Consider the following 12,528-nt stretch of genomic DNA (forward strand, 5'->3'; position numbering starts at 1 on the left):
GTAACAAAAAATTGTGAAACGGCAAGGGTTTTACAGACAACCGGCCAATATTCTGACCAACTTCTGGGCACGCGGGTCCATAAGTACATAAGGGCCGAGTGTATTAGTCACGAAACCAAACGCTACATCATGTTCCGGATCGGCAAAACCCACCGAGCCGCCAGCCCCAGGATGGCCGAAAGCATGAGCACCAAGGCCGAATGTAGCGTTGGGCAGTTGGGGTTGATCCAACATGCAGCCCAGGCCGAAGCGGGTTTGGGTCAATAAAGTTTTATCCGGCCCGATACTGTGTTCGCGAGTCAATTGTTCGAGCATGTCGGCTTCCAACAAACTACCGTCCAACAAACCACTATAAAAACCAGCCAGGCTACGTGCATTACCGTGACCATTTGCCGCTGGCTGCTGCATACGCCGCCATTCGGGTTTATTAGTGCTGGTCAGAATAGACGGTGGATTGGCAAATGCCCGTGCGGTCATGGACGTAGGTTCACGCATCATTACTTGCAGTAAACGTTGCGCGGCTTCATCGCCCATATTGCCTTTGCTACGCGCTATATGAGCAACACGGTGAAACTGGTCATCGGCCAGCCCCACATGAAAGTCCAGCCCCAGCGGCTGCGCGACCCGCGCCACAATGGACTCGCCCGGCCCACGGCCATCGGCACGGCGCAGCAGTTCGCCCACCAGCCAGCCGTAGGTAATTGCCGCATAGCCATGGCCCTGGCCCGGTGTCCACCAAGGGGCCTCGGCGGCCAGGGTGTCGACCATCAGGTTCCAGTCATACAGCGCTTCGGCCGGCAGCATGTCGCGGATCGCCGGCAGCCCGGCCTGATGGCAGAGCAGTTGGCGCAGGGTGATGCTTTCTTTGCCGGCCGCCGCGAACTCAGGCCAGTACCGGGCGACAGGTACGTCCAATTGCAACTTGCCCTCGGCCACCAATTGCAGGGCCGTGACGGCGGTAAAGGTTTTGGTGCAGGAGAACAGGTTGACGAGCGTGTCGCTGTGCCAGGCCTCAGCCCCATCCTTGTCGGCGGTACCGGCCCACAGGTCGACGACGCTCTCACCGCCGACCTGAATGCACAGCGCCGCGCCACGCTCTTGCGGGTCATCGAACAGTGCGGCAAAGGCTTCACGTACCGCTTCGAACTGGAGCTCGTAATGACCCTGAATCTGCACCTAAGTCCCCTCGTAAAGCGCCATAAAAAGTGGCCGACATTGTTCCAGCCCTTGTGGGGTTTGTGAACCCGTCAGCCTCGAATCAATGACCGTTTCCAGCATGACCGCCGGCATGCCCGGCGCCCTGCCCCGGGCCTTTGCCTTCATGCCCCGAGCGCCCGCCCCCCTTCTCCTGAGCACTTGCGGCGGCAGAGGCCTTTTCCGCTTCCTTGCCCAGTTGCTCGACCGCCGCCAGGTTGCTCTTGCGCACGCTCTCGACAAAGCCCTGGAACGGCATATCGGTGATACCCACCAGACCGAAATGGCCGTTTTCACCGTCCAGCAAACGCCCAGTCACGGGTTGGTCCAGGTACTGAAACCAATGCACGCCGACAATCGACGGCTCAGCCATGGCTTGCTTGAGGAAGTTGGCATACGCCGCGCCGCGATCCTCTTCCCTGGTCAGTTGCGTCACACCGCCCCAGAACGGCCCGCGATCGGCCGAGCCGAAGTTGAATTCGGTGATCAGCACCGGTTTATCCAGCGCACGCAAGGCGGCGAAGTCGTAACCGTCCTGGGGTTTGAGGGTGTACATATTGAAACTCAACACATCGCAATACTGGGCGCAGGACGCCACGGCCTCCGGCGTACTGACCGCAAAGCGACCGCCCAGCAACAGTTGATTGGGGGCGTGCCATTTCAGCGAGTCGGAGATGGTCTTGAAGTACGCATCGGCGAAGGTTTTCTGGAAGTATTTGAAGTCGGCCTCGATTTCGGGATGCGCTGGGTTGGGCATCGGCGGCTCGAAGCCAGGGTCTTCCATCAGCTCCCAACCGGCCAGTTCGATCCCCCAGGCTTTCGAGAGGCCTTGCTCGTTGCGGTATTTGTCGCGCAATTGCTTTAGGAACGCCCGCTTGGCCGGCACATCGGTGGTCATGCGCAAGGTGCCGTAGGCCAGGGCATAGCGGGCCTTCGGATCGTCACCGGGGCCAGCCCAGGCCAGTTCGTTATCGGCGAAGAAGCCAATCAGCCATGGGTCGTCGCGATGGTCGCGGGCTGCGATGGCCACGGCACGTTCGGTGGCCATGGCAAAGCGCGGGTCGAACGGATCGGGCATGCCGCCCCACCAGTCGGTGCCAGTACTGATACTGGTGTAGTCGCCGACGATGGACAGCGGCAAGGTGTACGGCACACGGTCGGCGGCGGCCAGGTCCGGGTCGCTCCAGTTGCCTACGGTGTTAAAGCCCCAGGCCTGCAGGCGGTCTAGGGTATGGCTGACCCAGCGTTTCTGGTCGAACCCTGCCGTGCCGTAGGCGCGTTCCAGGTTGGCGCCATAAAAATCGTACCAACGCCCAGCGCCGAAACTGCGACCCTCGCCCGAGCCGTTGCCGGTGCGGTGATCCGCGCTGCCGTAATACTTGTCGAAAGGCTCGCCGGTCTTGGGCAAGGCGGCAAACATCCATTCGCGGCCGGCCACGTAAGTCTGGCTGTTATCCGGGGCTACGGTGTTCACCCCGAGGGAATAGAACGGATGCCCCTGGGGCGTCACCAGGTACCAGCGGCCGTCGCGTTTTTCGGTGCGGAAAAAGCCGCTGGCGGTGAAAGCCGGGCCTTTGTTCCAGCCGCCGTAAGGGTCCAGTGCGGATTTGTCCCGGGTGGCCAGCCAACCCTGCAATTGTTGCTGCTCCTTGACGGCGGCAGCCCTGAGCTGTTCGTCGCTGCTGACCTTTTCCGGCCAGCGCGCACGGGTGGATTGACCGTAGGCATCCACCAGTTCGCTGTAGGCCGCTTTGATCACCGGCTCCACATCCTGCACGCCGAAGCGCTCCACCAGGATGCTCTGAGCCACGTTGGGGTTGTGCATCGACACGGTCACAGAGACCACCTGGCTGCGGTCGATTTCGCCGGCGCTGCTGGCCAGCAGCACGCGTTGGCCGTTCACACTGATCGGCATCGGTGGGCCGGCCTTCATGCCCTGGCTCAGTGGGGAATTGGCTTGCAGCGGGATCAGCAAGGTCTGGGCAGGGCCGGCCGGCAGGTCGATGCGGCTGGTCAACGTGCGCCCATCATTGCTTTGCACCTTGACGTACAGGGTCAACGCCCAGTCCATGGCGCTCTGGATACGCAGGCTCACGGCTCCGGACTGCGACCAATCCCACGCTCCGCTTTGCGGGCTGAGCACCAGGCTCGGTTCGGCCGCGGGGTTGAAGGTGACGCGGCGCAGCACCTCGCCTTCGGGCGTTTGCTCGGCATTGTATTGGGGCAGGCTGGCGTCCTGGGTCGCCACCTTGACCACATCGGCAGGCCGGACGAAGTTGAACAGTGTTTGTTGCCCATCTGGCGCGGCCATTAAAGGCGCCGCGAACAGCAAGGCAAAAAGAGCGGGCAGCGTGCGAATCATACGAGCAAGGTTCTCCCTGACGGCCGATGAATGGCCTGTGATGACGGTGACGAGATAGACCACAAAGTGGGCGAATTCGCCCACAGTGGCTTAAGAAATTTCGCGCCGGAACGGCGGCAACGCATTGAGGATAGCCTTGCCATAGCGTTGGGTGACCAAACGCCGGTCGAGCAAGGTAATGGTGCCCCGGTCCTGTTCGGTTCGCAGCAGACGACCGCAGGCCTGCACCAACTTCAGCGAGGCATCCGGCACCGAGATCTCCATGAACGGGTTGCCGCCCCGCGCTTCGATCCACTCGGCCAGCGCCGCTTCGACCGGATCGTCCGGCACCGAGAACGGGATCTTGGCGATCACGACGTGCTCGCAATAGGCCCCCGGCAAGTCCACACCCTCGGCGAAACTCGCCAGGCCGAACAACACGCTGGAATCACCACCGTCCACCCGCGCCTTGTGCTTGTTGAGGGTTTCCTGCTTGGACAGGTTGCCCTGGATAAACACCTGCTTGCGCCAGTCGCGGTCCAGGCCGTCGAACACGTCCTGCATCTGCTTGCGCGATGAAAACAGCACCAGGGTGCCCCGGGAGCCTTCGACCAGCTCCGGCAGGTCGCGGATGATCGCCGCGGTGTGGGCCGCCGCGTCCCGTGGGTCGGCCCTGAGGTCCGGCACCCGCAGCACGCCGGCGTCGGCATGGTGGAACGGGCTCGGCACCACGGCAGTCACGGCCTTTTTCGGCAAACCGGCGCGCATGCGGAAACGATCGAACGTGCCCAGCGCAGTCAGGGTGGCCGATGTCACCAAGGCACCGTAGGCCACATTCCACAGGTTGCGCCGCAGCATCTCGGCCGCCAGGATCGGGCTGGCGTTGACCTCGATATCGAACAGGGCGCCGCTTTCGGCCAGGGTCAGCCAACGCGCCATGGGCGGGTTGTCTTCCGGGTCTTCGACGGTGAAGGCGGTCCACAACTCCCAGTTGCCCTGGGCACGGGACAGCAGGCTGCCGAACAACGGGTACCACTCCTCGGCCTGGTTGCTGGCGATGCCGATATTGACCTCGCCATCCATGCCCTCCTTGAGCAGGTCGGTGAGTCGGGTGAACAGATCGGTCAGGCGTGAAAAGCCCTTCTTCAACTCGATGCCCATTTCGCGCATGTGCTCGGGAATCAGACCGCCGACGAAGCGGTGGCGTGGCCGCTCGCGGCCTTCCACGTCTTCGCCGGGCTTGAAGTCGGCCACCTGTTCGCAGGCGCTGAACATGAACTGCTGCTGGGTCTTGATCTCCCGCGCCAGCTCCGGCACCTGTTCGATCAGCTTGCCCAGGTCGCCGGGCAGCGGGTGTTGGGCCAGCAGCTTGGTGAGGTTCTTGGCGGTGGATTCCAGCCAATCGGCAGTGGAACGCAGCCGCGTGTAATGGGCGAAGTGGCCGATGGCCTTGTCGGGCAGGTGGTGGCCTTCGTCGAAGACGTACAGCGTGTCGCGCGGATCGGGCAACACCGCACCGCCGCCCAGTGCCAGGTCGGCCAGCACCATGTCGTGGTTGGTGACGATCACGTCGACCTTGCCCATGCCCTCGCGAGCCTTATAGAAGGCGCATTGACCGAAGTTCGGGCAATGACGGTTGGTGCACTGGCTGTGGTCGGTGGTCAGGCGTGCCCAGTCGGCATCCTCCAGGGCAGTGGGCCAACTGTCGCGGTCGCCGTCCCACTTATTGCCGGCCAGTTTTTCGATCATGCTGGTAAAAAGCTTCTGGCTGGCCTCATCGACTTCGATCTTGAAGCCTTCTTCTTCGAACAGCTGCGCGGTGGCGGTTTGCGCGTGACCTTCCTGCAACAGCACGTCGAGCTTGGACAGGCACATATAGCGGCCACGCCCTTTGGCCAGGGCGAACGTGAAGTTCAGGCCGCTGTTGCGCATCAGGTCGGGCAGGTCCTTGTAGACGATTTGCTCTTGCAGGGCGACCGTGGCGGTAGCGATTACCAGGCGTTTACCGGCGGCCTTGGCAGTAGGGATCGCGGCCAAGCTGTAGGCCACGGTCTTGCCGGTGCCGGTGCCGGCCTCGACGGCCACGACCGCCGGCTCGCCTTCGCGGCGGCCTTCGTCGTCGGTGTCGATATCCCCGAGGACTTTTGCCACTTCGGCGATCATCAGGCGTTGGCCGTAGCGCGGTTTCAAGCTCTTGGCTTCGAGAAAACGCGTGTAGGCGCCCTGGATCGTGGTTTTGAGTTCAGTGCTGATCATGAATAGTCGGGCGCAAAAAACGCTGGATAAATTTTCAGTGGTTCGGATCGGCGGCTATCATACCCCGCTAATTAATCCCGCGCAGAACGGAGTACCGCAATGACCGTCTTTAGCCTCGCTTACACCCTGCATGTCCTGGCCGCCCTGGTGTGGGTCGGCGGTATGTTTTTCGCCTGGATGATCCTGCGCCCCGCCGCTGTGGCGGCACTTGAAGGCCCTGCCCGGCTCAAGTTGTGGGCGAATGTGTTTCAACGTTTTTTCGTGTGGGTCTGGGCGGCGGTGCTGATTTTGCCGATCAGCGGTGTCGGCCTGTTGCATCTGCGCTTCAATGGGTTTGAAACCGCGCCACGTTATGTGCAGGTGATGATGGGCCTGTATCTGGTGATGACCGCATTGTTTATCCGCATCCAGGCGTTGAAATTCCCGGCGCTGCGCACGGCGGTGGCGGCCGAGGACTGGCCGGCGGGCGCCACGGCCCTGGGGCAAATTCGCACGTTGGTGGGGATCAACTTGATCGTGGGGCTGCTGGTGGTGGCGATTGCTTCAGCGCGACCGATGTTCTAAACGGCAAGCCTGGGCTTGCCGATTGAGGTGGGGGCACGTCAGAGCCGTTCAATAGTGACGGCACCCGCCGGCCCGGCCGGCCCTGGCTGCCCTTCCAAGCCTGGGCGGCCTTTTTCGCCGCCATCGGCGCGGTACACCAAACAGCCCTTGGATTGCCCGCCCTTACCCGGTTTGCCTGCCGTGCCCGCCAGGCCCCCCGGGCCGCCGTCGACCCATACCTTGATCTGCTGGGCCGGAAAGTCTTTCGGCACCTCCACTCGCACCTGCGCACCTGCCGCGCCTGGCAAGCCATCGCCGCCGTTATCGCCATTGGCGCCGCGCCCAGCCGCGCCCCAGGTGCAGCCGGGGTCTTCGCCGTTGGCGCCATCCAGACCGGCGTAGCCTTGGGCTCCGGCACCGCCACGGGCATCCACCGAGAGCTCTTCAGCCGTCAGGGCATTGATGCGCAAATTCAGGTCACGTCCGGGCTTAGCAGGTTTTTCGTGAGTGCCGGGAGCGCCGCGCGAGGTGATCTGACTGCCGTGATCCAATTGCGCATGGCGCACCTGCAATTGCAGCGCGGTGTTGCCGGGCACAATGGCGATGCGCGCGTCGCGGCCCAGGTGCAGCTCGTCCACGCTGACTTGGCTGATGGTGGCCGGCACCAGCAAGGTGCCATAGTCCGCCACGTCCAGGCGCTCCAACTGCAACACACTGGTGCTGCTGGGCAGGCGCATCAATGAGTTGGTTTCCACACTGACGCTCTGGGCCAGGGCAATGGGGCTGACCAACAGGGCCAACAGAAAAACCTTACGCATCATGGGGCTCCTGAGTGTTTTCAAATTTTTCTTTGGACGCACAGTAACGACTTCTACCGGCGCTTTGCCAGTGAAGGATCAAAAAACTTGAGAACGGAGCGATGCAGATCGGCAATGCCCCTGTGGGTCCCACAGGGGCAAGGGCTGTCAGCGGTTGATTTGGATTTCCGTACGGCGATTCAGCGCACGACCTTCGGCCGTTTTATTGTCGGCGACTGGATGGCTCTCGCCCGCCCCGGTGACCGAGACAAAACTGCTGCGCGGCACGCCGGCACTGATCAGGTATTCGGTGACCGAATGGGCGCGTTGTTCCGAGAGTTTCTGGTTGTAGGCGTCTTTACCGACACTGTCGGTGTGCCCGCTGACACGCAACTGGGCGTTCGGTGCTTCCTGTTTAAGGCGCGTGACAATGGTGTCGAGCTTGGTTTTATCCGCTGTCGTCAACTTGGCCGAATCGAATTGGAAGTGTACGTCGCGAATCACGATGGTTTCTTCCTTGACCACCACCACTTCCTCGACCACTGCTGCTTGCGGCGCGGGCGGGCAGCCATTGGCATCGACCTGCACGCCTCTAGGGGTGCCGGGGCACTTGTCGCGGCTGTCCGGCACGCCGTCGCCATCCTCGTCGCCATCGCCATGCACCCAGCAATAGGCGCCGGCCAGACCACCGACCAGCAATGCACCGCCGCCGGCCCATGACGAACTTTCGGTGGCGCCCAACGCCGCGCCTGTCACACCGCCTACGGCGGCACAGGTGGGCCAGTCGGTTTTTTGCAAGCCTGCGCAACCTGTCAATACTCCGGTTAGCAGAACCAAGGGTAGAGCTGTCCGCATGATGCTCATCTGATTTCTCCTGAGGGGATCGGCGAAGGCCGATGGATGCAGTTAAGACCGCTCTTTTCAACTGCGCCACTGCGTCACACCCCCGTATTTATTAAGGATGAGGGCTCAGCCGGGACTTTTCTCCACCACCCGCTCTAGGCCCGCACGTTCAGCCGCGCTAGTCTCTAGGGTTCTGATGTGAGGATCTGTGATGACCGCTGGTAATTCTGCCCGTACACCCCAGCAAGCCCTGGCTGCCTTGCTCGACCTGCACTCGCCCCAACGCCTGCTGGTGCTGGGCGCCAGCCGGTTCCCGGCACTGGACGCTTTTGAAAAGGCGCATCCGCGGAGCCAGGTGTCTTTCGCCGCGCCCGGCGCGCTGCCCGCAGACCTGGCCGCCCAGCGTTTTGACCTGGCGCTGGTGGTCGATTGCCTGGAGCACCTGTCAAAACCGCAAGGGCTGACCCTGCTCGGCGGCATCCGCAACCTCAATGCCAGCCGCATCGCCGTGCTGGTGGACCTGGCCGCCTGCGACTGGAAGGACACTGACTTCTTCTCCCTGGCACTACAGGCCGGCGAGCGTTTCCAGCGCGACGAGCAGGTGTTGACCCTGTTCACCTACGATCTGCTTGACTATAAACAGGTGCCCGACTGGCTCAACGCCCGGTTCTGGGCCAACCCGGAAAATTTCGGAAAGTATTGGTGGTGATCCCGATGAGTACATCCATTTGCCCCTGCGGTAGCGGCAACCTGCTGGATGCCTGCTGCGGCCATTATCACGCCGGCCACCCGGCACCTTGCGCCAGCGCGTTGATGCGTTCGCGCTACAGCGCCTACGTCCTGGGCCTGGTGGACTATCTGGTGGCCACCACTCTGCCTGCGCAACAGGCCGGCCTGGACCGCGAAGCCATCGCCGCGTGGAGCGCCCAAAGCACCTGGTTGGGTCTTGAAGTGGAAAGCTCCGAAGTGTTCGGCGGCCAGCCGGAACACGCGTTCGTGACCTTTACCGCACGCTGGCACGACAGCACCGGCGAACATAGCCACCGCGAGCAGTCTTCTTTCGTACAGAATGACGGGCGCTGGTACTTCATCGATCCTACGGTGCAAGTTAAAGCCAGTCGCAACGACGCCTGCCTGTGCGGCAGCGGGCAGAAATTCAAGAAGTGTTGTTCCAGCTACCTCTAACCCTTACAGGACTGACGCCATGCTCCGGATATACAGCTTGATGCTGGCGTTGACCCTCGGCCTGAGCGGTTGCGCATCGTGGTTCGAAGACGATTCTCCACCGCCTCATGTTTCCCTGGTGAAGGTGGAGGTGGTGCGCGCCAAACTGCTTGAGCAGAAATTCAAGCTGTTCTTTCGCGTGGACAACCGCGATGACGACGACCTGACCGTGCGCGGCCTGATCTACAAGGTGACCTTGGGTGATTTTGTGCTGACCGAGGGCGAATCCAATGAATGGTTGACGGTGCCGCCGCGCAGCCATGCGGTGTTCAAAGTCACGGTGCGCACCAACCTCTGGCCGCAGATCCGCGATGTGGTGCAGATGCTGAAAAACCCGGACAGACCTGTGCCCTACCGCCTCGAAGGCGAACTGAAAACCGGATTATTCATCGGTTATGACGTGCAGGTGAACCACAATGGCGAGATAATCCCCGGCGATTTTATTCCGGAGCGACATCAATGACTCAGCAACCCCATGTCCATGGTCCTGACTGCAACCACGATCACGATCACCATGATCACGACCACGGCCATGTCCACGGCCCGAACTGCGGCCACGCTCACCAAGAGCCGGTGCGCAATGCCCTGAAGGACGTTGGTCGCAACGATCCTTGCCCGTGCGGCAGCGAGAAAAAATTCAAGAAGTGCCACGGCGCCTGATCGCGACGCATGACATTCGCTTGACCCTGTGGGAGGACGCCCAGCGCCTCCCACACTGTTTTGCCCCAGGCTTACGCAATTACACAACTCCTGCTTGCGTCGTTTCACCGCGCTCACTAACGTAGCGCCTTTACTGACGCTACCCCCCGCAGGAGCTTTGCCATGGCCTCGCCAGCCCTCTCACATTTTCTTCCCCGGTTCGGCGTTGCCGCGGCAGTTGCCAGTGCATTGAGCCTGGCCGGTTGCCAGCTCCAAAGCACCCAAGACACCTTGCCGCCGGTGGCCGGCGTGCAGCCCATCAAGGGCCTGGCGCAGAATGTGTCGGTACGCCGCAATGCCCAAGGTATGCCGCTGATCGAGAGCAACACCTTCCACGATGCGCTGTTCAGCCTCGGTTACGTGCATGCCAGCGACCGCATCCAGCAGATGGTCACCCTGCGCCTGCTGGCCCAGGGCCGTCTGGCGGAAATGTCGGGGTCTGAGGTGCTGGACGTCGACCGCTTTATGCGAGCGGTCAACCTGAAAAAAAGCGCCGGCGAGTTGTATAACGCCTCATCGCCGCGCCTCAAGCGCTTCTTCGAGGTGTACGCCCGCGGCGTCAACGCCTATCTGTTCCGTTATCGCGACAAGCTGCCGCCGGACCTGGCCCAGACCGGCTACAAGCCCGAGTACTGGAAACCGGAAGATTCCGCGCTGCTGTTCTGCCTGCTCAATTTCAGCGAGTCGGCCAACCTGCAGGAAGAACTGGGCTCCTTGGTGCTGGGGCAAAAAGTCGGCGTCGATAAACTTGCCTGGCTCACGCCAAGCGCGCCCGACGAGCCGATCCCACTGGCCGAAGCCGACAAACTCAAGGGCATCAACCTGGGCCAGATCACCGGTCTGGCGGGGCTGGATGCGGTCAGTCAGCAGTTGAACAGCCTCAATGCACTGGCGGTCACCACTTCAAGCAACTGGGCCATCGGCCCGCAACGCAGCCGCGCCGGCAAAAGCCTGCTGGCCAACGACTTGGCGGCGCAGCCACAGGCACCGTCGCCATGGAGCTACGTGCAGATCCGCGCACCTAAGTACCAGGCCGTGGGTGTCTCGATTGCCGGCCTGCCTACGCTGCTGTCCGGGTTCAACGGCAAAGTGGCGTGGAGCATGAGCGCGGTCAAGGGCGACACCCAGGACCTGTTCCTGGAAAAGGTTAAACGCCAGGGCAGCGCGCTTTACTACGAAAACAACGGAAAATGGCTACCTGCCGGCGTTCGTAACGAAACCTTCTTCATCAAGGGCCAACGCTCGATCCGCGAAGTCGTCTACGAAACCCGCCACGGTGCCCTGCTCAATAGCAGCCAGGCCTTGACCAGCGGTTTGGGCTTGGCCTTGCAAAGCGCCGACTTCAAAGACGACAAGAGCCTGGACGCCTTCTTCGACCTGTCGCGCGCGCAGAATGCCGGCAAAGCCTCGGACGCCACCCGGGAAATCCGCGCAATCGCCTTGAACATGATCTTCGCCGACGCCAGCAATATCGGCTGGCAGGTCACCGGGCGCTTCCCCAATCGCCGCGAAGGTGAAGGGCTATTGCCGTCGCCAGGGTGGGACGGGCGCTTCGACTGGGACGGTTACGCCGATGCCATGCTGCACCCCTATGACCAGGACCCGCCCCAAGGCTGGATCGGCACCGCCAACCAGCGCACTGCACCGCGCGGCTATGGCATGCAATTGTCCAACACCTGGGATGCCCCTGAGCGCAGCGAACGCCTGGCGCAATTGGCCAATGCCGGCAAGCATGACAGTCGCAGCCTGATCGCTATGCAGTACGACCAAACCACCCCCTTCGCCGCCAAACTCAAGAGCATGTTCCAGGCCCCAGGCATGGCTCAGCCGCTCAAGCAGGCGATCGAGGCGTTACCCGCTGCCGAGCAGGCCAAGGCCCGCGAAGCCCTTACCCGCCTGATGGCTTTCGATGGTCGCCTGGTGTCGACCTCCGCCGATGCTGCGCTCTATGAACTGTTCCTACAGGAAAGTACGCGGCAGATCTTCCTCGACGAACTCGGCCCGGAAACCAGCGCCAGTTGGAAAGCTTTTGTGAGCAACGCGCGCTTGTCCTACGCCGCCCAGGCCGACCACCTGCTGGGCCGTGAAGACAGCCCTTTCTGGGACGATGTGCGCACCCCGCAGAAAGAAGACAAACCGGCGATCCTCGCACGCAGCCTGGCGGCCGCCATCACCGCCGGCGACAGCCAACTGGGTGCGGACCACAAGGCCTGGCAGTGGGGCAAATTGCACAGCACCACCTGGAAAAACGTGCAAGGCCAAGTGATCCGTGGGCCGCTGGCCAGTGGCGGCGATCACAACACCTTGAACCCGGCGCCCTACAGCTGGGGCCAGGATTTCAACACCACCCAGGTACCGGCGCTGCGCATGATCGTCGACTTCGGCCAGGCGGAACCGATGATGGGCCAGGGCGGCATCGGCCAATCCGGCAACCCGGTCAGCCCGCACTACGCCAATGGCATTGACGCGGCGCTCAAGGCGCAATACCTGAGTTTCCCGATGCAGCCACAGAACTTTGACAAGGTGTATGGCAAGACCCGCCTGACCCTCACCCCAGTCAAGTAAACGCTGCAAAATGCAAGAGGGGCTTGTTGTGGTGAGGCTGCTCACCCCAGCAAGCCTGCTCAGTGT

11 protein-coding genes are annotated in these 12,528 nt (G+C 62.1%); 6 read left to right on the forward strand and 5 right to left on the reverse strand.

Annotation, left to right across the window (positions count from 1 at the left end; all coding sequences use genetic code 11):
- Window positions 1–30 precede the first annotated feature (30 nt).
- The 3 genes from ACFZPT_RS04850 to dinG all read right to left on the reverse strand — a co-directional run bounded on the left by ACFZPT_RS04850 (window position 31) and on the right by dinG (window position 5,791).
- Window positions 31–1,176, reverse strand: coding sequence for a serine hydrolase domain-containing protein (locus tag ACFZPT_RS04850; RefSeq protein WP_099312685.1), 1,146 nt, complete (start codon window positions 1,174–1,176; stop codon window positions 31–33).
- An 82-nt stretch (window positions 1,177–1,258) separates the two neighbouring features.
- Entirely contained in the window at window positions 1,259–3,556 is a 2,298-nt protein-coding gene (locus ACFZPT_RS04855; RefSeq protein ID WP_099312687.1) for a beta-galactosidase, read from the reverse strand.
- 90 nt (window positions 3,557–3,646) lie between these two features.
- Window positions 3,647–5,791, reverse strand: a complete 2,145-nt coding sequence (dinG, locus tag ACFZPT_RS04860; protein ID WP_034096280.1) for an ATP-dependent DNA helicase DinG — start codon at window positions 5,789–5,791, stop codon at window positions 3,647–3,649.
- A 99-nt stretch (window positions 5,792–5,890) separates the two neighbouring features.
- Here dinG and ACFZPT_RS04865 point away from each other — a divergent pair, with 99 nt between their 5' ends.
- A complete protein-coding gene (locus ACFZPT_RS04865) occupies window positions 5,891–6,355 on the forward strand; it encodes a CopD family protein (protein WP_094064730.1) in 465 nt (154 codons plus the stop codon).
- 38 nt (window positions 6,356–6,393) lie between these two features.
- On the opposite strand, the gene ACFZPT_RS04870 is transcribed toward ACFZPT_RS04865, so the two are convergent.
- Both ACFZPT_RS04870 and ACFZPT_RS04875 read right to left on the reverse strand, forming a co-directional pair.
- Window positions 6,394–7,152, reverse strand: a complete 759-nt coding sequence (locus tag ACFZPT_RS04870) for a hypothetical protein (RefSeq protein WP_099312689.1) — start codon at window positions 7,150–7,152, stop codon at window positions 6,394–6,396.
- Window positions 7,153–7,299: 147 nt separating this feature from the next.
- Entirely contained in the window at window positions 7,300–7,995 is a 696-nt protein-coding gene (locus ACFZPT_RS04875) for an OmpA family protein (protein ID WP_099312691.1), read from the reverse strand.
- Window positions 7,996–8,185: 190 nt separating this feature from the next.
- Here ACFZPT_RS04875 and ACFZPT_RS04880 point away from each other — a divergent pair, with 190 nt between their 5' ends.
- The 5 genes from ACFZPT_RS04880 to ACFZPT_RS04900 all read left to right on the forward strand — a co-directional run bounded on the left by ACFZPT_RS04880 (window position 8,186) and on the right by ACFZPT_RS04900 (window position 12,462).
- Window positions 8,186–8,683, forward strand: coding sequence for a DUF6231 family protein (locus ACFZPT_RS04880; protein ID WP_094064733.1), 498 nt, complete (start codon window positions 8,186–8,188; stop codon window positions 8,681–8,683).
- 5 nt (window positions 8,684–8,688) lie between these two features.
- On the forward strand, window positions 8,689–9,159 hold the full coding sequence (locus ACFZPT_RS04885) for a YchJ family protein (protein WP_099312843.1): 471 nt from the start codon (window positions 8,689–8,691) through the stop codon (window positions 9,157–9,159).
- 19 nt (window positions 9,160–9,178) lie between these two features.
- Window positions 9,179–9,661, forward strand: a complete 483-nt coding sequence (locus ACFZPT_RS04890; RefSeq protein ID WP_034096275.1) for an LEA type 2 family protein — start codon at window positions 9,179–9,181, stop codon at window positions 9,659–9,661.
- On the forward strand, window positions 9,658–9,858 hold the full coding sequence (locus ACFZPT_RS04895; protein WP_003189235.1) for an SEC-C metal-binding domain-containing protein: 201 nt from the start codon (window positions 9,658–9,660) through the stop codon (window positions 9,856–9,858). Before ACFZPT_RS04890 ends, ACFZPT_RS04895 begins: the two co-directional genes overlap by 4 nt.
- A 162-nt stretch (window positions 9,859–10,020) precedes the next feature.
- A complete protein-coding gene (locus tag ACFZPT_RS04900; protein ID WP_379554976.1) occupies window positions 10,021–12,462 on the forward strand; it encodes a penicillin acylase family protein in 2,442 nt (813 codons plus the stop codon).
- The last annotated feature ends 66 nt before the right edge of the window (window positions 12,463–12,528 follow it).

The organism is Pseudomonas sp. MD330_10, from assembly GCF_042610415.1.
Lineage (GTDB): Bacteria > Pseudomonadota > Gammaproteobacteria > Pseudomonadales > Pseudomonadaceae > Aquipseudomonas > Aquipseudomonas rhodesiae.

Bases quoted from the DNA above. Each gene is read 5' to 3' on its own strand.
- ACFZPT_RS04885 (WP_099312843.1), top strand. From the start codon at position 8,689: ATGAGTACATCCATTTGCCCCTGCGGTAGCGGCAACCTGCTGGATGCC.
- ACFZPT_RS04895 (WP_003189235.1), top strand. From the start codon at position 9,658: ATGACTCAGCAACCCCATGTCCATGGTCCTGACTGCAACCACGATCAC.
- ACFZPT_RS04900 (WP_379554976.1), top strand. From the start codon at position 10,021: ATGGCCTCGCCAGCCCTCTCACATTTTCTTCCCCGGTTCGGCGTTGCC.
- ACFZPT_RS04880 (WP_094064733.1), top strand. From the start codon at position 8,186: ATGACCGCTGGTAATTCTGCCCGTACACCCCAGCAAGCCCTGGCTGCC.
- ACFZPT_RS04870 (WP_099312689.1), bottom strand. From the start codon at position 7,152: ATGCGTAAGGTTTTTCTGTTGGCCCTGTTGGTCAGCCCCATTGCCCTG.
- ACFZPT_RS04875 (WP_099312691.1), bottom strand. From the start codon at position 7,995: ATGAGCATCATGCGGACAGCTCTACCCTTGGTTCTGCTAACCGGAGTA.
- ACFZPT_RS04890 (WP_034096275.1), top strand. From the start codon at position 9,179: ATGCTCCGGATATACAGCTTGATGCTGGCGTTGACCCTCGGCCTGAGC.
- dinG (WP_034096280.1), bottom strand. From the start codon at position 5,791: ATGATCAGCACTGAACTCAAAACCACGATCCAGGGCGCCTACACGCGT.
- ACFZPT_RS04855 (WP_099312687.1), bottom strand. From the start codon at position 3,556: ATGATTCGCACGCTGCCCGCTCTTTTTGCCTTGCTGTTCGCGGCGCCT.
- ACFZPT_RS04865 (WP_094064730.1), top strand. From the start codon at position 5,891: ATGACCGTCTTTAGCCTCGCTTACACCCTGCATGTCCTGGCCGCCCTG.